This is a genomic window from Clostridium sp. Cult2 (genome assembly GCF_021655075.1).
Lineage (GTDB): Bacteria > Bacillota > Clostridia > Tissierellales > Tepidimicrobiaceae > Schnuerera.
In genome coordinates, this window is the sequence record NZ_PPXX01000061.1 from 1 (window position 1) to 19,624 (window position 19,624).

A 19,624-nucleotide genomic window follows, 5' to 3' on the forward strand; every position below is an offset into this window, starting at 1 on the left:
CCAATATACCTCTTCCATGAACAGTCTAGGAGTTTTCCTCTACAACCAGTCTAATCCTTAGCCTCTTTTGCAATATTGGTTTCGATAACAAAACCTTCCCCTCTTGGGCCCTAATCAAGAAAAGTTGAACTTATCATCCGCCAACATCACTCAAGGCAGGCTACTCTGTATGTTTAATCTCATATTTATACATACAGGTTTATCTTACCAAATGGTAAGTCTCCACGAAAGCAGGGTCAACGCCTGCATGCCATTGCAGATCGCCCCATCTTTCTTACTCCCAGCATCAACCCTCGACTGGGCGTCGCGAGCCGAAACAAGGAACTTCATCGATATGCCCTTCGACGGATTTTTAGCCCCGCCCTCGGGATTAGCTGTGTTGACTAGAATACTGTACCACTTCATTTAGTCTATTAATTATAGCATAATATCTATAATTATTCAATAGATTTAATAATCTCTACTCACTAAATCATTTGTTAATTTTTTGAAAAATTCAGCATCCTTATTTTTATAATTATCCAATACATGGATAGCTTTAGAGCTCAATTCTTCTACTATTCTCTTTGCTTCATCTATATTATGAAAAGTTAAATAAGTTACCTTGTTAATTAGCTTATCCTCTTTTTCATCTAATATATCATCTCTTATCTGATATGCTAGCCCAAGATATAATCCAAATCGCCTCATCTTCTCTATATCTTCCTCTTTTCCTCCTCCTAATATAGAACCAGCAACAACAGAAGCTTGAATAAGAGCTGCCGTTTTAGATTTATACATAAATAATAACTTATCCTCATCCATGACAATTTCGTTTGATAATAAGTCCACTACCTGTCCACCAACCATACCAAATATTCCAGAATATTTGCCTATTTCATTAATTGACCAAATATTTCTTTTGTAATCATCAATAGTTTTTGAATTCTTCAGGGTATATTCTGTCATGGTTTCAAAAGCTAGATTTAACAATCCATCTCCTGATAATATTGCAATTGCCTCCCCATAAACTTTATGGTTTGTTAATTTTCCTCTTCTAAAATCGTCATCATCCATTGAGGGTAAATCATCATGAATTAAAGAATAAGTATGTATCATTTCTATTGCCAATGCGAAAGGAATAGATTTTTCATAATCTCCACTAAACATTTGGCATGATTTTAATAATAGTATTGGCCTTAATCTTTTGCCTCCTGTAAACAAACTATAATTAATTGATTCAAATATTTTCTCCTGATAGCCTGTTTTACTATTCAATATATCAGATAAATGTCTATCAATTATTTCTCTAGCACTTTGAATTTCTTCATTTAGCTCCATTTTGTCATACCTCCATATAGAAATCTTCTTCTTCTAAATTATCATTTTCATCTTTTAATAGTATTTTGATCTCTCCCTCAATGTCTTTCAACATATCATTACAATAATTATACAAGGCTATTCCTCTTTTAAATTTTTCTAAAGAATCCTTTATAGATAAATTTTCTTCTTCCAACTCTTCAATTATTTCCTCTAATTCTTTAATAGCTTCTTCATAAGTCAATTTGCTATTTTTCATAATTGAACTCTCCTTTGCTAATTCTAACCACTTTTACCCTTATAATACCATCCTTGATTAAAAGTTTTAGCTCATCATCCATAGATATATTATCTACAGTGGTAATCATATTATTATTCTCATCCAATATTATGCCATATCCTCTATCTAAAGAAGAAATTGGGTTTAAATAATTAAGACTATTTAACATATTAGCCACTCTATTCCTATTACTTTCCAATGTGTTTTCCATAATAAAAACAAGTTTTTTAAATAAATTGTCTTGCTCTTGTACTTTCTCTTTTAACTGATAAATTGGATTATAAAAATCCAAACTCCGTTTTATATAATTTAATTTTACATCCCTATCATTTAAAATATAGTGAAAAGAATTCCGTAATCGACCTAAATTTTGGTCTAAATTCTCCTTTAATTTCTCTAGTTCTGGAGTAACTAATTCTGCAGCAGCAGATGGAGTTGCTGCTCTTAAATCCGAAACAAAATCAGCAATAGTAAAGTCAGTTTCATGTCCAACTGCTGAAACTATAGGGGTTTTCATGTTAAATATAGTCCTAGCCACTGATTCGTGATTAAAAGCAAAAAGTTCTTCTATGGAGCCACCCCCTCTACCAGTAATAATTACATCGATATCGTCTCTATTATCAAGATACTCTAAGCCTTCACATATTTCCTTTGGAGCTTGTACACCTTGTACTAATACTGGATAGATTAATATATCAGCAACAGGAAACCTTCTTTTAATTACAGTAATTATATCCTTTATTGCTGCCCCAGTAGAAGAGGTAACTACGCCAATTTTATTAGGTAAATATGGTAACTTCTTTTTATTTTCTGGATTAAACAATCCTTCTTTTTCTAATCGTTTTTTTAGTTCTTCAAAGGCTGCAAATAAATGCCCTATACCACTTTCTTCAATGCTCTTTACATAGAGCTGATAATCTCCTTCTTTTTCATACACAGAGATATACCCTGTAGCAATGACCTTAATCCCATCTTTTAAGTCAATATTCACTAGTCTATTATCATTTCTAAACATTACACATTTTAGTTTCCCTTTGTCATCTTTTAATGAAAAGTACATATGTCCGCTATAATGATGTTTGAAATTAGATATTTCTCCTTCAACTTTTATATTAGAGAGTATCCAGTCACCGGCAAATATCCTTTTTATATATTGATTTACTTCACTCACTTTTAAAGGTTTAGAGTCCATATTAATCACCTACTAAATATCCTTCTTTACCTATATATGCTATACCAACTCCATTATCTGTACATAGTTCAATTTTAGTAAAGAAAGGTTTTATTTTTTTATTATTCAACTCTTCAAATAAGAATCCTCTTAAAATTCTATTAGCTGAAACACCCCCTGTGATCAAAATATTATCTAAATTATATTTAATATGGCTATTGAATATTATTTTATAAATTATAGTTGATATAGTTTCGAATAATGTGGCTAATATATCTTCTTTACTATACGAATAGTTTTTAATTAAATTCTTAAAATAATTTTCCATACCCGATAAATTAAACCATGTATCATCCTTTAAACTCATGGGTACATTTAAATTTAGCACGCTACCTCTTTGAGATATTCTGTCCATTTCTACACCGCAGGGAAAAGCTAATCCTAATTCAACTCCAATTCTATCTATTAATTGTCCTATACTTAAATCCAATGTACCACCAATTATTTGGATAGACATTTTATTATCTTTATTGTTAACTAATAATAATTCCGTTGTCCCACCAGAAATATGAAAACTTAAAAATTTATCATAATGTCTAATCTGATTATCCATAATCCCAGCGCCAATATGCCCTTCCTGATGGCTATACTCTCTATATTTAGTGTTTAGTATTTTTGATAAAATAAAAGCCTGTCCTTTACCTACTATAAAAACAGGCATATATGATTCTTCTATGCTTCTAGGTTTATTACTACAAGAAATAGTATCTACATTATTAATATCGATTTCCATTGCCATTTCTTCAATCAATAAGGGTAAATTATTGATATGCTGAAAAACAGCCTCCTGTTGCCTCAAACCCTTTTTTCCTTCTTTAACCTCTAGTATTTTTCGCAAATCCAAAATAATATTATTACTATTATCTATTACTGCTAAAGAAGTAGTATATGCAGATGTATCTATTCCAATAAAGTATCTTTTACTCATTTTTATCCCTTCTTCTGACAAAACCTCCTAATACTCCATTTATAAATTTGGAAGATTCATCGGTGCTATATATTTTTGCAACCTCAATAGCTTCATTAATAGAAACTTCAACTGGTATATCTTCTCTATAGACTATTTCATATATAGCTATTCTCAAAATGCATAAATCTATTCTTGCCAATCTATGTAGTTCCCATCCTTCTATATTTTCTTTAATATGAAAATCTATTTCTTCCAAATTACTGATAATCGTTTTTACAGCGTCTTCGATATATTCTATCTCTCCTAGATTAAATTTATTATTTTCAATAAACATATTAATTATATTATTAGAAAAATCCGAATTTATTTCCATTTGATATAATAGTTTCATTGTAGATTCCCTTGCATATCTTCTACCCATTTCTAGCCTCCCTAATATATTTCAATCAATATAATTGACTTTTCATATTATATTCTCTTTGTTGGAGATAGTAATCTCTCTAATAATTTTTTTATATCTTCTATGCCATAGGCTTTACTACCAATTAATAACCCTAACCAAGTACATAGAATTATAAACATAGTTTTAAAAAAACCTATTACAAGTATCAGTATACCTATTAAGAAACCAAAAATACCCCCTAATACCTTGCCTTTATTGCCCTTTAAATATTCCGTTAGCTCACTGAATAATTCTTTTCTCAATTTGTAAACACCTCGTTTGCTATTTTACATTTCTAATAGGTGTAGTAACATTGCTTATAATTACTTTTATTTCGTTAACACTTACTCCTGTACAGTTTTCAACGTGTTCCTTTACTTTATTCTGAAGTTCTTTTGTAGTTTCTGGTATATTTATCTCAGGATAAACTTCTCCTTTTAAATTTATGAATATTTGTCCTTCCACAATATCAACTTTTGTTACAATGTTTCTTATACCGGTAAATTTGTTTGATACACTTTCTACTAGCCCTACTACTGTTTCTGATGAAATGTTTATTTCTCCATAATCTGTCCTCTGAACCAAATATGTTATCTTTGATTTTCTATCATTGGTCTTCAACCCCAAAATAAACATTCTAATACTTAATAATAACAAAGCAAGTCCTATCCCAGTATAAACATAGTTGCCTTTAATTCCTTCAAAAATATATTTAACATTATCTATAGATAAAAATTGAATTCGCTCAAAGGGAAAAAATATCATAATAATTGAAAAAACTATTAGACAAATAGATAATACAGTTAAGATAATCCTATCAATTACAATCATAATTGATTCATCCTCCTAAAATATATTTAAAATTACCCTCTGGTTTCCAGAGGGTAAATATACTATTTTACTCTTGGTTCATTCTCAACTTTGGGCTCTTCTTTAGGTATGTTAACACCCTGAACATTGACATTAACCTCTACTACATTAAGACCAGTCATTGTTTCAACTGTCTCCCTAACATTTTGTTGAACTTTTGATGCCACTTCTGATATTTTAGAACCATAATCAACGATTAGGAATATATCTATTGCCGCTTCTTTTTCACCAACCTCAACTTTCACACCTTTAGATAGGTTTTTCATGCCCAACATTTCAGTAATATCGCCAGTAATGCCTCCACTCATACCTGTTACGCCATCTACCTCTGTAGCAGCTAAGCCTGCTATTATGGCAACAACTTCATTAGCAATTTTCACTGTACCATATTTAATCTTTTCATCACTAGAATATTCAGTCACTATAGACACCTCCCATTATCTGAAAGTCCTTAGGGTTATTATATCAGAGGGTTAAGTTTTTTACAATCAATTCTAATTCTTTTTCATTATTTTTATATTAGACGCCTCTAAGTTAGTTTCAGTGATAACAACGTCTAGAATCTTTACCACATCCTGTTCAGATAGTTCATCTATAGATACAACAACTTTTGCACTTTCCTTCGTAAGAAAAATCAATACATCCTCAAATCCTTTTGCCTTTATTAATCCTTCAACAACCAATTCCTTTTCTGATATTTCACCTATTTCCATAATCTTTTTTTGAGCCTCAGTTCTCATTTCATCAATAGTATTGTCATTATTTACAATTTCATTCAATCTATCAATTAATCCTGCCCTAAGTTTGTCCCTAGATAATCTTTGCTCTATAAAATAATTCTTTGACCTTAGACTATCTTCTCTAACAATGGTTTCCTCAATAAATTCTTCAGCATTTTTAGAAATCTCATCAATATCTTTTAATTCTCTAGTATCTAATATTTCAATATCATCTTTATCATCTCCTTCAGATATTGTTGGAACCAAATTATTATCTTCTAAAAAAATCCCTTCAGCTAATTCCATTTCCTCATGTTTTTGATAATCATTTGAAACCTTCGATAAAGCTTGCTTAGTTAAATTATGATTTAGATAACCAGTAAATACTAATAGGACTATTAATACTAATATTATTGCTGGTTTTTTCATAGAAAACATCAATTATCCCCCCTATTTACTAGCATAAACTTCAACCTTATTGCCAGGTATCCCCAATACCGTTTTAACCGCCTCATAAAGTCTCTCTTTAACTTCTAAATCCTCAGCCCCTTCTGCTATTATTATTACTCCCTTAACTGTTGGTTTTATTTCTTTAAGAACAATTAATGAACCTTCACTACCTGTAACTACTTGAATGGTCATGTCCTCTCTAATAATTTCCCTAGTTCCTCCTTGTGAATCTAACTCATTAGTTGTTTCATTGTTTTTAGTAGTGTTAAATGCTGGAATTTTTTCAACAGTATCCTCTAAAGTTATCATTACCTTTACCTCACCTACCCCTTTTAGTTGGCTTAATGTATTTTCAAGCTTCTTCTCTAAAATAGTGCCATAATCCATCCCAACGCTAGAAGTATTATTTATTTCATTTTCTAGCATTATTCCGTCATCAGAACCTTTTCTATATTGGATAAAAATATCAGCTATTATAATAAGTATGATTCCAATAATAAGTATTATGAATAAATTCCTAATTAACTCCTTATTATTTATCTGATCTAAGTATTCTTTAATCCTATTGATTAATTTATCCAACCTATTCACCTTCCCTCGTAGTATTTATATATACTTTTATGTTTTCCTTAGAAATATTGTAATTTTTATTAATAATATTTACTATATCTTCACTGTTTTGAAGGACTTGCAAATTTTTTGTCCTTTCTTTGCTTTCTCCAATCTCAACATTTTCAATCTGAGCCACAGTTATTAAAGCCTCAGTTGATTCTTCTGCATCAATATATTCTTTCAAAATTATATCTATATCTTTAATTTCTCCATAATTTATTTCATCTTCATATATTGAAATTATTATTTCTTCAACTTGGTATTCGGTAGAACCTAGGATATGTCCTTGGATTTCATCTTTAATTTTATTAATATACATTTTTTTTATCTGTTCTTCTTGTAGTGATGATAATTCAATATTATCTCTATATTCAAATTTTATTTGATTTACAGTATTGCTAAATACCTCTCTATCCATATTAAAATCCTTATGGATTAACTTGATAAATGGTGTAATTATTACTATTATCACTAATAGTCCTATTACCATATCTATATACCTTTTCATATTACTATTTGGCAAAGCTATTTCTACTATAGAAATTAGGACAAATATTATAGCAATATCTTTTACCCAAACCTTCAAAAACTCCACTATCCCATGTAATCACCTACCTAAACATAATAGTCGTGTTCCCCGCCTCAACTATTACTGTAATGGTTATAAAGAACATAGTTGCAACAGAAAGTATTCCTACCAATAACAATAGTAATGACTTAGATACTTCGCTAAAGCTACTAGAAATATTAATAGATGCAATAGGCTCTATTAGTGCAGCAATTGCCTTATAAACAAATATTAAAACTATTATTTTAATAGCAGGAGCTATACATATAAAAAACAAAACCACAAGACCAATCATTCCTATACCATTTTTCAATATTGCTGAACAACCTACAACTGCTTCTACGGCATCAGATAAAAATTTTCCTATTATCGGTATAAAATTATCTACAGCAAACTTGGCGGTTCTAATAGTAACCCCATCGATATTAGAACCTATCCCATACATAGTAATTATGCCAATAAACACGGTGAAAGAAGCACTAATAATAACAATTATTATTTGTCGCATTAGTTCAGATAATTTAGAAAACTGAACTTTTTGTGAAATATTGCTTATTACACCAATAATAAAAGTAAAAAATATTAATGGAAACACCAAGTTTTTAATCAAGAATCCAATTATGTTGACTACTCCAATTACCAAAGGATGAAAAATAAGTCTAGTATTGGGTCCGCCTATTGCAGTTAGTAAAGTCAATAAGATAGGTAAAATGATTTGCATAAAATTAACCATTTGAACTACAGTTTTTTTACCTAAATCCAAAGCTAACATAAAGCTATTTATCATCAACATAGCCAAAATTATATAACAAGCGTAGTGAGCTAGTTGTGCCACTGTATCTTTTTCAAATGTACTTTGCAAATTTGTTAAAATTGAACAAGCTACAGTTATTATTAGTATTTGAAAAATCAGGTTAAAATTGTTCAGTATCTCTTTAAAAAAAATCTTCACTACTCCATCTTTTATTTGGGTAATATCTAATTTGTTTTCGCCTTTAACCATAGATATAATGTTTTCTTTTATATTTATTCTGGGATAAAAACCTTCGTTTCCTGCTAATATATCTTCTAATATAAGTTCTAGTTCATTTATTTTTAAACTATTTAATTGCTCCTCTAAAAATTTATCCGTAATACTAACATTATTTTCATCTAGATTTTCAGCATATGAGAAATGTGAAAACACTATTAATATTAATATAATTAGTTTAACTAAAACCCTTTTATTTTTATTCATCTTCTCCACCTTTAGGGAAGTATTTTTATAATCAATTCCATCAATGCTATTAAAATCGGAATAGCAAGTACCATCATTACTATCTTTCCACCTAATTCAATCTTTGATGCAATTGCTTCTTCGCCTGCGTCTCTAGATATCTGAGCACCAAATTCAACTATATATGCAATGCCTATAATTTTAAGTATAGTTGTAAAATATGTAAATTCGACACTGGTACTCTTAGCTAATTGACTTAATGTTTCAACTACATATACCAATTTATCAAGAATCATAAAAAATATTAGTATGCCTGTTACTAGGCTAATAAATATAGCAAATTCAGATCCAATTGTTCTCCGGACTAATACTGCCAGTACTGTAGATATAATTCCTATCCCAACAATTTGTATAATTTCCATAATATCACTTCCCGTTTAATATAGCTGAAATAAAGTCTTTATGCTATTAAATAATTTAGAAATTAAACCTATAACCATACTAAAAACAATTACAACTCCTAATAAAGTTGTAATATAGGCAAACTCCTCTTTACCTGCCTTATCTAAAACAGTATGAAGGATACCCAACAATATGCCTATACCTGCTATTTTGAATATCAAATCTATATCCATATCTTCTCTCTCCTCTACAACAGAATTATCACAATAGTAATCCCAGTAAGTATTCCTAGATTTTTATACATCTTTTCATTCTTATCTCTTTCTAGTTTTGCTTCCTTTTGAAGTATTTCCAACTGATTAAAAATAAATTTGAAATTTTTCTCTTGATCTTGTCTATCAGATGAACCTAAGACCCTTCCTAAGGATAAAAAAATTTCTATATCCTCTTTTTTAAAACTTAATCTATCTTTTAACAATACAATTACGCTATAAAAGCTATGATATATATCTCCAGTTTTGTTATGTAGTAAATGTAATTTTATTTCTTCAAATATATAAGATATTTTTTTATTCCCTTTGTTATAAACATTGGTTAAAGCTTCTGGTAATGGAATGGCACCATATACAATTTCTGTTTCCAAAATTTTAAAACATTGCTCTAGGTATAAAAGATTATTTAATCTATTAGAAAATCTACTTCCATAATGATAACCCATTAGAGTAGTAGAAAGGATAATTAATAATCCCCCTATGATTTTTATTAAAGCCATAAAACCCCTTCTTTCTTGTTAAATTATGGAGGTAAAAGTATCACCTTCTATAATATCCTTTATTGTACCTACTCCCTTTGAATTATCTAAAAATATATATCTTTTAAAAATTTTGTCTTCAATTAACATTCTTAGACTTCTCTTTGAAAGTAAATCCTCTAAATTACTTCCATGGATAGTTGCAATTATCTTTACTCCTGCTTTAAGAGCCTCATGAATAGCATCTACATCAGTAATACTACCAATCTCATCCATAGCTATTATTTCTGGTGACATTGCTCTTATTAGCATAATTGTACCATCCTTTTTATTGCAACCGTCTAAAACGTCTGTCCTTAACCCAATCTGGAATTGAGGCATTCCATTGTACATACCTGCTAACTCAGACCTTTCATCTATAACCCCTACCTTTAGCCCTTTTCCCCCCAATAATTTACTTCCATTGCTTAAATTCCTTATCAAATCCCTTAAAATAGTAGTTTTCCCGCATTGAGGTGGAGAAACAATTAATGTATTATGAATAGTTTGAGGAAAATCAATAATGTATTTTATTAGTTTTTCCGAAACTCCTATTTTTTCCCTTGCAATCCGAATATTCAATGAAGATATATTTCTAATAGTCTCAATTCCCTTTGTACCATATAATACCTTTCCTCCTATACCTACTCTATGACCTCCTCTTAATGTAATAAATCCATTTTTAATTTCTTCTTCAAAGGCATAAACTGAATAGTTACTAACAAGTTGGAAAGTCTCAATCAATTCTTGCTTGTTAACCAATCTACCTTCCTCTTTATTTTTAGTTAAGGAGCCCTTTGATGTAACGAAATAGTCAGAATTGTTTAAATATATATTGATAGGTACTCCATATCTAAGCCTTATTTCTTCTATAATCCCTTTATATTTATTTGGAATATTTTTAAGAATGTGGCTTAATTCTAAACTAATATATTCCAATACATTTTCATATATTACAATTTCCTTTTCATCCATGACATGTCCCTCCTTTATATATAAATATGAACAAGCTTAAAAAATATGCAAAAAAAAGAGACTTAAAACCATAATGGTTTTAAGTCTCTTTTTAATTTATTATTCGTCTAATTTTTCTTCTAAATCATCTTCATCAAATTCTTCATAATCAAAGTCATCGTCAAAATAATCATCATCAAATTCTTCATAAGGATAATAATCATCTTCATCATCAAATTCATATAGTTCTTCTTCAACATCCGTTAAATCCTCATCTATATATTCTACATATTGTTCTAAGTCGTTATAATCTTCGATTACCTCATCTATTACATCTGCAAAATCCTCTAAGGCATCTATTATATGTAATAATAGTTTGCCTTCTTTTGATTCTTTGTCAATTTCAAGACCTTCAGCCAATCCTTTTAAGTATGATACTTTCTGGTAAAGATATTCCATGTAAATCCCTCCTATAAATTTTTATATTTTTATTATTCCCTAGGCCCTTGATAAATACTCACCTGTTCTAGTGTCTATTTTGATTTTATCCCCTATATTGACAAATAAAGGCACATTTACAACAGCACCTGTTTCAAGGGTTGCAGGTTTTGTAGCTCCTGTTGCTGTATCCCCTTTGACTCCTGGCTCAGTATGAGATACAACTAATTCTACAAAGTTAGGTGCTACCACTTCAAAAGGCTTACCTTCATAGAATCTAATAATAGCATTATCATTTTCTTTAATATATACTATTGCTTCTTCTACCTGGCCCTTTTCCAATGGCAATTGTTCATAAGTTTCATTATCCATAAAATAATAAAGAGTTCCATCATTGTATAGATACTGCATTTCCTTTGTCTCAATTCTAGCTTTTGGGTATCTATCATTAGGATTAAAAGTTAAATCTTTTATTGTACCAGTCATTACGCTTTTTATTTTAGCTCGAACAAAAGCAGCGCCTTTTCCTGGCTTAACGTGTTGAAAATCCACAATTTGATATACATCTCCATCCATTTCAAAAGTAACTCCTTTTCTAAAATCTCCTGCTGAAATCATATTAAAACCTCCTTAAACATTTTCATTCATAATACTAAACGCTTCCAATGCCAATAAATAACTATTTACACCAAAACCAGATATTTGACCCTCGCATACGGGAGCAGTTACGGATTTCTTTCTGAAATCTTCTCTTTTAAAAATATTGGACAAATGAACCTCAATTACAGGTATATTCAATACCTCAATAGCATCTCTAATGGAGATACTATAATGGGTATAACCACCTGGATTGATTATGACCCCATTATAATAATCATCTAAGGTACTATGAAGCTTATCTATAATCTCTCCTTCACAATTAGATTGGAATACTTCAACTTCCATGTTAAGTTTCTCTGATTCTAATTGAATCATATTGTCTATCTCTTTTAATGTTAAATTCCCGTATATTGATTTATCCCTTCTGCCCAATAGATTCATATTAGGACCATGAATTACTAAAATTTTCATCAACATCTTCCTTCATTATATAATATTATTTTATTATATCAATCATTAAAATCAACTACAAGGGTTAAGCTGTTTAAAGATATAAATAATTTCATCACCAATTTTTTCAATAGTTTTGCCATCCACATTGATAATTTGGTTTGCACTTGCAAGATATATTTTTTCTCTTTCTTTATATATCTTTTTAATCCTCTGTCTAAGACATGAGCTATCTTTAAGGAGTGGCCTTCTTTCTTTAGAAGATGGAGTAGATTCTATATTTGAAACCATAGTATTTATACTAGCTTTTAACAGAAAAATTATTCCATTACTTTGCAATAATTGGATATTTTTATTATTTAATACTACTCCACCCCCTGTAGATATTACAGTTCTTTTTTCTGAAGCTACCCTTTTTATAGCTTTTTTTTCTAAAAACCTAAAGTACTCTTCTCCATACTTACTAAATATATCATCAATGGTTTCCCCAGTAAAAGATATTATCATATCATCAGTATCAATAAATTTCCTTTTCGTTTTATTAGCTATGTATTTCCCAACACCAGTTTTCCCAACTCCACTCATTCCAATTAAAACAATATTTTTAGAATTAATATTAATATTCATGCCTTGGCTCATTCCTTACTATTTCAATAGCTTTCACAATCTCTGTTATTAAATCTGCATCAAATTGATAATTTAATGTATTAACTTTCCCGTACAATTCTCCTTTTTCAGTTACAACATATTTAGGTTTTAAATTATTTAGGGTAAGGGCTGCAATATCTAATTTACATTTATTGCAGGTACATATGTCCTCTTTATCTTTCAATATTCTATTTATTGCATATAAAACTTCATCTTCCATTAAATTTCGCAACTCCACATTTATCCCTCCTTAAAAAATCAGTAATTTAATCAGTAATTTTTAATGTGTTGAATCTTAGGTTCTATAAATTTAGGTAAATAAATACCATATTCCTTAATAAAGTTATAGTTGTAATTTATTTGAACTTTTTCATAGTCTAATAGATTTTCATAACAATTATTCAACAGAATAATTCCATGGATTTTCACTTCCTTGGAAGGATTAATAATAATTTGGCCATTATGGAGAATTACAATACCATCTAATTCAAAATCGCTATTTATTATCAAATCCCCTTCTACATGAATAATCCCTTTTAATTTAACCTTCTCCCAATCCTTTTCTGAAGCAATAGATAAAATTGGAACAGTATGACTATTCCTTAGCAATAAAAATATCTCTTCATTTACTAAAATTTCTCTCTTTACTGGTTCATCAATATTATTTCTAAAAAATTCAATATTGATTCTATTATCTAACCCATTAATAATTTTTACCTCTTCATAGTCTATTGCATCTATAGCTTTTATTCCATTAGGTAGTTTTGGGATTTCAATTTTTTCTTGTAAATGCAGCATATAATTTGTAAATTCCTCCACCTTATCCTGTTGAATATGTTCTATGGATACTATTGGAATCCACATTTCAAATAAATCATTGATTATTGTCATCTTTGCTAAAATATTCTTAGAAATACCAAAATAGGTACTAGAGGTTTTAAATTCTAAAATTCTTCTTTTGTTCTCTTCAGCAAAACTCAAATTAACAATATTATTGTTATCATCTTCAAATAAATCTTTATTGTCTAAAGAAATTTTTCCATCATAAGTTGGACCTAGTCTTCCATACTTTAAATAGGTTTCTATTCTTGGTAACAACTGTCCATAATAGTATTCTTCCTTATTTAATACCATATGTATTTTGCTTTCTGCAAGATAGTAAGCTTGAATATTATTTTTACTAGAGTTTATAATTAAATATTCTTGGTTAGATGTATATATTAAAAACAAGGCAGAAATCAACGTTATAACCATAATAAATAAAGCGTTAATAGAAATAAATCCTTTATCCTTATTCACAATTCCACCTCATAATTTAATAAATAACTGGGCATCTAATATTGAGTTTTGACTGAAATCTTATTTCTTTATTGTTTTTTCCTTCTAATGTAATAGATAGATTAATTAATTTTGTGTTAAAATTTGCATTTGATCCATCTATAGATATTATATATTCAGCAATTTCATTATTCCCACTAAAAGCGCTCCCTTTTGGCAATTTGTCGATGTTAGTGTTAAAAGCATCTCTATATATCCTGTTATTTTTATAAAAATATGTAGAATAATTATATTTATAAGTGCCCCCTGAATCATATTTCATAATTACAAAACCAAGATTATTTTCATATCTTTCTTCTAAACCATCAAATTTATTGAGTGCTATTACCTTATCTGCTCCTTTTATCTCTCTTTTTATATACTCTATCACATATCTACCGTTTAATAACACTTCGTCTTCAAATTCCCCTAGTTTACAACTTTTAATGGTAAAATTAAGGATAGAAAATAGAGTTAAAACAATTATGGAACTAATGGCAAAAGATAATATAAGCTCTACCAATGTAAACCCTTTATTTTTATTCATAATTATTCTCCATCCACTATTGGTACAGGAATAAATGTCAATATCTCAATGCTTTTTATTTTCTTATTATCCTTATACGGAGCAACTTCTATCTCTAATTCCCACAGACTTATACTATTATTCTTCTTATATATAGTACAAAAATATTTATATTCTTCACTTTTATTATCTAATGGCAATCTAACAGCTATTGCATCTGAATCATGCAAAGTATCAATTAACACTTTTAAACTCATATCAAATATATGTTCTTCATCTGTCCAACTATAATCAAAAGCTTTGATTTGTTCTATAGTAGATTCTGCAATGAATAGCATTTCCATTTTATGTTTGGCAATCCTCATATTGTCTATAGCAGTGTTTAAAATTGGCAAGCAGCTCACTGCTATAACCCCTAGTAGAAATAATCCCATTATTGTTTCTGCAAGAAGGAAACCTTTTTTATTCATTCTTTTTTCCCTTTCGATTGTAATATATATTTACTTTACCTGTTGCAGGGGTAATAGTAATTTCTATTGTTTCTCCCTTACTATTCTCTAAATATATAGTTCCTGCATTTTTAGGGGCTCCTGAATAGTTGAATACCAATTCATCATTTTCTATATTAGTACTTTTTACTTTAATGCCATTGGTAAATTCCTTTTTCTTAATGGTTTCAGGAAATTTACTATATTTAATTATTAAATAAGAATTATTATTGGTCCTTATATCAATTCTATATAATCTAGATTCTACTACTGCTCTATTCCTAGCATAGTTTATATCATTCTTAAATTCCCTTAGTTCTTTTCTTTCCTTATAATTTTGAATATTATTGCCCTTGTAAGCAGGTATAATTAGCAATATGGATAATATACTTATTATCACAAGAAGCTCAATTAAGGTAATCCCCCTAGTATCCCTTAACATTTTATTCTAATACCTCCATTCATTAAGAACATATAGCATATAAACAGCTTCTGCTCTCGAGAGGTAATTATTCATACTATTATAAGATTTGCTTTTATAAAGCTTTTCATATAATATCTTAGATGAAAAATTATACCAATGGTAATTCTCCGAACCTGTAACTTTTCTCATAATAGCTTCTGCTTCCTTATACGTAATCCCTTCCTTAAATCTAAAAGGATTGTCCAAAGCATTATTTATATATCCTTTGTTAGCTGCATAATTAATAATTTTTTCATAATTTACATTCCCTTTATCATAAGATAATTCCCAATTATATACTTTACTTAATATAGATAAAAATTCACCCTTTAATATCTTATTATCAGGCATAAATTTATTATTAGAATAACCTGAAATTATTTCCCTTCGTTGATAAGCAGTTATTTCATCTCTTGCCCAATGATTTCTTATATCTAATAATACTTTTGTATTCTTATCTACTAACACACAATAGACATTATCTTGTTCTTTAAAAGAATTAGGTTTGATTAATGCTTTTATATATCCATCTTCTATATAAGAAGAAATATATAGCCATTTATCATTCACTAGTTTATAAATGCCACCATTGTCTTTTCCATAGTATTCAAACTTTAGTTCAATATCCTTTTTATTGTCGGTTTCATTGGATTTGTTTAATATATTGATGCTATAATTACCTGAAGCCTTGATAAATCCTTCATCAATAGAATAGTAATTATCTGGCAACATATCTATGGTAACAATAACAGGATTGTAATAGGTTCCTTTATCTATATTTAAAGTAGAAATATTATCCAAACTATTAACTTCTCCACCAGAAATAGGTACCTCTTTAACTATGGATTTTTTCACAATAATATCTTCACTTAATTGTTGAATTGTTAATCCATATCCTTGTGCAAATCCTTCTATATATCCACTAAAAAACCCATCTCTATACCTTTCAGATTCTGTAGTAAGACTATATTCTCTAATCAATCCACTTTGTGTTGGATAATATCTCTTCCAGTTATTATCTAGTTTTAAGTAGAAATCACCCTTAGCCTTTATTTCACCTTTAATTTTTCCTGCAACTTTTCCTTTTTCATATCCTTTTTCATAAGACCTTCTATGCTCGTCTACATTCATTGTTCTAAAATTTTCATTATAACTTTCTTCATAAGCTCTCCTAAAACCTATTAAAAACCCTTCTCTATATTCGTCCCCATCTTTATTTAATGAATATTCCCTTATAATATTAGTATTTGATGGTATATGTCTTTTATAATCCCTTGTCTTATTATCAAAATAATCCTTAGAACCACTTGTCCTTCCTAATATATTGCCAAAATACTCTCCATGGGTTATTCCTTCTTCATAGGAAATCTTCATTGGCTCAAAATTAGCTATTCCATAACCTTCCTGGTATCCCTCTTTAAATTTACCTTTAAAAATATTTAAAAAAGAATATCTATCCTGATAGTTTAATCTATCTAAATTGAACATTTTAGTCAATACTTTGTCAGAAGGTAAAGCTTTGCTTATATTTGCATTTTTATTGGCATAAAAATCTCTATATCCATATATTTCCCCTGTTAATAACCCTAATATTATTGCATAGTCCGTATATTTAGTCCTTGCATCAGTTTTTACAATGAAACCATCACCAATAGATGTTTCATTATATCCTTTCTCAAATCCAGTATAATAACCAGATAAAAAATAGTTATCAAATATATTGTTTTGTTCTTTTAAATAATCCTTATATTTTATTGTAATTTCTTCTATTGATGGCTTAGCTTCATAATAAGTAATTTTTGAGGATTTAGAAGAATTTTCAAAACCTTTAATTAGTCCATCATAATATCCCAATTTTTCTCCTAATTCCTCTGCTTCCTTATATTCTTCTTCACCTATATAGGCAGAGACTTTAGAATTAATGTTAAATATAAGTATTAATACGATAACAAATGATAATAGCTTCCCTGTTTTATTCATACTTAGCCACCTTTCTTTATCTAGGAATTACTAAAACTTTACCTTCTCTAATATCTTTATCGGAATTAATTTCGTTATACTTCAGAATAATATTTTTCTTTTTTATTGTTCCATAGAATTTCAAGCTTATTTCATCTAAAGTATCACCTTTTTCAACCACATAGAAGGTGAAAGAATTATTTGTATTATTGCTCTCTTTAGGATAATTAGCTTCAATTTTATCAAATATTAGAACCCCATAATCATCCCTGTTATATGCTAAATCTATATATATTTTATCCAACTGTAAAGGGTATAAGGATAAATCTGACGGTAGAGAAACTTGAACATATTTCCATCCTATCCATGATATACCCTTAGATAATTCAACCTCTACCTTTTCATCAGCTTGTCCTTTAAACCTTATACCTAAAGTAACTGGAGAATATCCGTAGGAATAAATCCATAACCCTATAGAAGAAGGTGGATATTTAATAACAATATCTTTACTAAATAAATCCAAATAAGCTCTGTTTTCATCTCCAAAAGCAAAGATATTATACTCAAACCTAATAGAATATTTATCAGAGATTGAATTAACTGATCTATATACATTACCCTTTACATACTGGTTAGAAGGTATAAAATTAAAGCTTCCACTTTCAAAATCTTCTAATAGTTCCTTGTTATAATTTTCTTCAATATTAATATTCTCTTCCAAATTTATTAAATTGTTTTCATCTTCTAGAAGTAAACCTTCTTCTGTTGATTTATCAAAATAATCAAAAGGAATAAAAGGATTATCTTTTTCACTATTTGATATAATAGTGATATATGCCATATTGTTATCCAATTCTTCTATTCCATCTAATCCATATATTTTAACAGATATATTACCTGCTAAAACCTCTCCTTCATCTTTATCCATAGTTAAATTGGTTATCAACATCTTTTTGGGACTAAAGGTTATTCCTTTTATTGTTTCAAGTAACCCTTCATATTTAGCTTTATAAGGTATATATATATCCATAGTATTAACAGCCAAATCTCCAATATACTCTTCCTTTGGCCTACTAAAGTTAATATCTAATACATTCATATCTTCATTATTTAGAATTTCATTTAATAGATAAATTATCTGTGGTTGATCAATAATGGGAAAGTATTTATTAGATAAGGCAATTTTTTCTGTATGTAAATCCTCCCATTGTTTTTGAATTTTGCCTTCCTTTTTTAATATCAGATTGACTCTAGAAATTTTTTCTTCATATTCATTCTTTTCATCAGTCAAAGCCTGCAATTTCGTATGTTGAGGTAGGATTACAAACCTAAAAGTAGCCCACAAAACAATAACTATCCCTAAAAGGATTAAAAGCTTTTTTTCATTATTAGTCATTGTTCTCTGGAGCTTCATCTTCTTCAATAGATTCATCTTCTCCATCTAAGTTCACATCCTTTAGGTTAATGTTTAAAATAAAATTATAATATTTATCTTCTTTAGAAATAGATGATATAAATATTTCTTTGAATTCTTCAACTGATTCTAAACTTTTCCCCAGATTTGCTACAGACCATTTATCCCCTGATATTCCGACTAATTCCATATGGTCTGTATATATGCTAATGGATGTAAAAAATACATCCTCTGGCATTCTTGAAGTAATAGTATCCAATAAATAATCATCTATTATACTATTATCTTCAACGCTTTCATCTACCAATTTTATTCTATCTAATGATTCTTTATATTGGTTTAATTCTTTTTCTTTCAATTCAATTTCTTCTACTCTTTTATTTATTCTACTATCTTCAAGAATGGATTTTAGTTTAGAAATATCTTTGGACATTTTTCTTATTTTTATCTGATTAAAAAGGGAGTAAAATATAATGAAAAAGATTAACAATATAGCAACAGAATAATAAATCCATTGTTTATCTATTCTAAATTCGCTTTTTTCTATGTAGGATTCAAAAAAATTTAAGTCTTTCATA

Annotated in this window: 28 protein-coding genes; all 28 read right to left on the reverse strand. The window is 28.8% G+C overall.

The genetic code is table 11. From position 1 onward, the window contains the following. Positions 1-450 precede the first annotated feature (450 nt). Positions 451-1,320 (reverse strand): polyprenyl synthetase family protein, encoded by an 870-nt coding sequence (locus C3E90_RS06885; RefSeq protein WP_236914927.1) that lies wholly within the window; start codon positions 1,318-1,320, stop codon positions 451-453. 4 nt (positions 1,321-1,324) lie between these two features. Then, positions 1,325-1,558, reverse strand: a complete 234-nt coding sequence (gene xseB / locus C3E90_RS06890; protein ID WP_236914928.1) for an exodeoxyribonuclease VII small subunit — start codon at positions 1,556-1,558, stop codon at positions 1,325-1,327. Beyond that, on the reverse strand, positions 1,548-2,771 hold the full coding sequence (xseA, locus tag C3E90_RS06895; protein ID WP_236914929.1) for an exodeoxyribonuclease VII large subunit: 1,224 nt from the start codon (positions 2,769-2,771) through the stop codon (positions 1,548-1,550). Before xseA ends, xseB begins: the two co-directional genes overlap by 11 nt. Position 2,772: 1 nt before the next feature. Beyond that, entirely contained in the window at positions 2,773-3,738 is a 966-nt protein-coding gene (locus C3E90_RS06900) for a Kae1-like domain-containing protein (RefSeq protein WP_236914930.1), read from the reverse strand. Further along, on the reverse strand, positions 3,731-4,141 hold the full coding sequence (gene nusB, locus C3E90_RS06905) for a transcription antitermination factor NusB (RefSeq protein WP_236914931.1): 411 nt from the start codon (positions 4,139-4,141) through the stop codon (positions 3,731-3,733). Before nusB ends, C3E90_RS06900 begins: the two co-directional genes overlap by 8 nt. Before the next feature lie 47 nt (positions 4,142-4,188). Further along, positions 4,189-4,425, reverse strand: coding sequence for a DUF2273 domain-containing protein (locus tag C3E90_RS06910; RefSeq protein ID WP_236914932.1), 237 nt, complete (start codon positions 4,423-4,425; stop codon positions 4,189-4,191). Positions 4,426-4,444: 19 nt separating this feature from the next. Beyond that, complete coding sequence (gene amaP / locus C3E90_RS06915; RefSeq protein WP_236914933.1) at positions 4,445-4,993, reverse strand: alkaline shock response membrane anchor protein AmaP; 549 nt, start codon at positions 4,991-4,993, stop codon at positions 4,445-4,447. A gap of 62 nt (positions 4,994-5,055) precedes the next feature. Next, positions 5,056-5,454, reverse strand: a complete 399-nt coding sequence (locus C3E90_RS06920; protein ID WP_236914934.1) for an Asp23/Gls24 family envelope stress response protein — start codon at positions 5,452-5,454, stop codon at positions 5,056-5,058. Between the two features lie 72 nt (positions 5,455-5,526). Then, complete coding sequence (locus C3E90_RS06925) at positions 5,527-6,189, reverse strand: SpoIIIAH-like family protein (RefSeq protein ID WP_236914935.1); 663 nt, start codon at positions 6,187-6,189, stop codon at positions 5,527-5,529. Between the two features lie 12 nt (positions 6,190-6,201). Next, positions 6,202-6,783: a hypothetical protein gene (locus C3E90_RS06930; protein ID WP_236914936.1), complete on the reverse strand. Its 582-nt coding sequence runs from the start codon at positions 6,781-6,783 to the stop codon at positions 6,202-6,204. A gap of 1 nt (position 6,784) precedes the next feature. Next, entirely contained in the window at positions 6,785-7,399 is a 615-nt protein-coding gene (spoIIIAF, locus tag C3E90_RS06935; RefSeq protein ID WP_236914937.1) for a stage III sporulation protein AF, read from the reverse strand. 25 nt (positions 7,400-7,424) lie between these two features. After that, on the reverse strand, positions 7,425-8,618 hold the full coding sequence (gene spoIIIAE, locus C3E90_RS06940; protein ID WP_236914938.1) for a stage III sporulation protein AE: 1,194 nt from the start codon (positions 8,616-8,618) through the stop codon (positions 7,425-7,427). 11 nt (positions 8,619-8,629) lie between these two features. Beyond that, positions 8,630-9,019: a stage III sporulation protein AD gene (spoIIIAD, locus tag C3E90_RS06945; RefSeq protein WP_236914939.1), complete on the reverse strand. Its 390-nt coding sequence runs from the start codon at positions 9,017-9,019 to the stop codon at positions 8,630-8,632. 15 nt (positions 9,020-9,034) lie between these two features. Then, positions 9,035-9,232 (reverse strand): stage III sporulation protein AC, encoded by a 198-nt coding sequence (gene spoIIIAC / locus C3E90_RS06950; protein ID WP_236914940.1) that lies wholly within the window; start codon positions 9,230-9,232, stop codon positions 9,035-9,037. A 14-nt stretch (positions 9,233-9,246) separates the two neighbouring features. Then, complete coding sequence (spoIIIAB, locus tag C3E90_RS06955) at positions 9,247-9,771, reverse strand: stage III sporulation protein SpoIIIAB (RefSeq protein ID WP_236914941.1); 525 nt, start codon at positions 9,769-9,771, stop codon at positions 9,247-9,249. An 18-nt stretch (positions 9,772-9,789) separates the two neighbouring features. Beyond that, a complete protein-coding gene (gene spoIIIAA, locus C3E90_RS06960; protein ID WP_236914942.1) occupies positions 9,790-10,764 on the reverse strand; it encodes a stage III sporulation protein AA in 975 nt (324 codons plus the stop codon). A 99-nt stretch (positions 10,765-10,863) separates the two neighbouring features. Then, a complete protein-coding gene (locus C3E90_RS06965) occupies positions 10,864-11,202 on the reverse strand; it encodes a CD1247 N-terminal domain-containing protein (RefSeq protein ID WP_236914943.1) in 339 nt (112 codons plus the stop codon). A 39-nt stretch (positions 11,203-11,241) separates the two neighbouring features. Next, complete coding sequence (gene efp / locus C3E90_RS06970) at positions 11,242-11,799, reverse strand: elongation factor P (RefSeq protein WP_236914944.1); 558 nt, start codon at positions 11,797-11,799, stop codon at positions 11,242-11,244. A gap of 12 nt (positions 11,800-11,811) precedes the next feature. Then, the gene (gene aroQ, locus C3E90_RS06975) at positions 11,812-12,252 is read right to left on the reverse strand and encodes a type II 3-dehydroquinate dehydratase (protein ID WP_236914945.1); all 441 of its coding nucleotides are present in this window, start codon (positions 12,250-12,252) and stop codon (positions 11,812-11,814) included. Positions 12,253-12,303: 51 nt separating this feature from the next. After that, positions 12,304-12,858 carry a shikimate kinase gene (locus C3E90_RS06980; RefSeq protein WP_236914946.1) on the reverse strand — a complete coding sequence of 185 codons (555 nt, stop codon included), beginning with the start codon at positions 12,856-12,858 and terminating at the stop codon, positions 12,304-12,306. Then, on the reverse strand, positions 12,848-13,117 hold the full coding sequence (locus C3E90_RS06985) for a late competence development ComFB family protein (protein WP_236914947.1): 270 nt from the start codon (positions 13,115-13,117) through the stop codon (positions 12,848-12,850). The genes C3E90_RS06980 and C3E90_RS06985 overlap by 11 nt, the downstream gene beginning before the upstream one ends. A gap of 32 nt (positions 13,118-13,149) precedes the next feature. Beyond that, positions 13,150-14,178 (reverse strand): hypothetical protein, encoded by a 1,029-nt coding sequence (locus C3E90_RS06990; RefSeq protein ID WP_236914948.1) that lies wholly within the window; start codon positions 14,176-14,178, stop codon positions 13,150-13,152. A 16-nt stretch (positions 14,179-14,194) separates the two neighbouring features. After that, on the reverse strand, positions 14,195-14,743 hold the full coding sequence (locus C3E90_RS06995; protein ID WP_236914949.1) for a PilW family protein: 549 nt from the start codon (positions 14,741-14,743) through the stop codon (positions 14,195-14,197). 2 nt (positions 14,744-14,745) lie between these two features. Further along, positions 14,746-15,192, reverse strand: coding sequence for a hypothetical protein (locus tag C3E90_RS07000; RefSeq protein WP_236914950.1), 447 nt, complete (start codon positions 15,190-15,192; stop codon positions 14,746-14,748). Then, entirely contained in the window at positions 15,185-15,652 is a 468-nt protein-coding gene (locus C3E90_RS07005) for a GspH/FimT family pseudopilin (RefSeq protein WP_236914951.1), read from the reverse strand. Before C3E90_RS07005 ends, C3E90_RS07000 begins: the two co-directional genes overlap by 8 nt. 6 nt (positions 15,653-15,658) lie before the next feature. Next, positions 15,659-17,653: an S-layer homology domain-containing protein gene (locus tag C3E90_RS07010; RefSeq protein ID WP_236914952.1), complete on the reverse strand. Its 1,995-nt coding sequence runs from the start codon at positions 17,651-17,653 to the stop codon at positions 15,659-15,661. 16 nt (positions 17,654-17,669) lie between these two features. Beyond that, entirely contained in the window at positions 17,670-19,073 is a 1,404-nt protein-coding gene (locus tag C3E90_RS07015; RefSeq protein WP_236914953.1) for a LysM peptidoglycan-binding domain-containing protein, read from the reverse strand. Continuing rightward, positions 19,021-19,623, reverse strand: coding sequence for a PilN domain-containing protein (locus C3E90_RS07020; RefSeq protein ID WP_236914954.1), 603 nt, complete (start codon positions 19,621-19,623; stop codon positions 19,021-19,023). Before C3E90_RS07020 ends, C3E90_RS07015 begins: the two co-directional genes overlap by 53 nt. Between the last annotated feature and the right edge of the window lies 1 nt (position 19,624).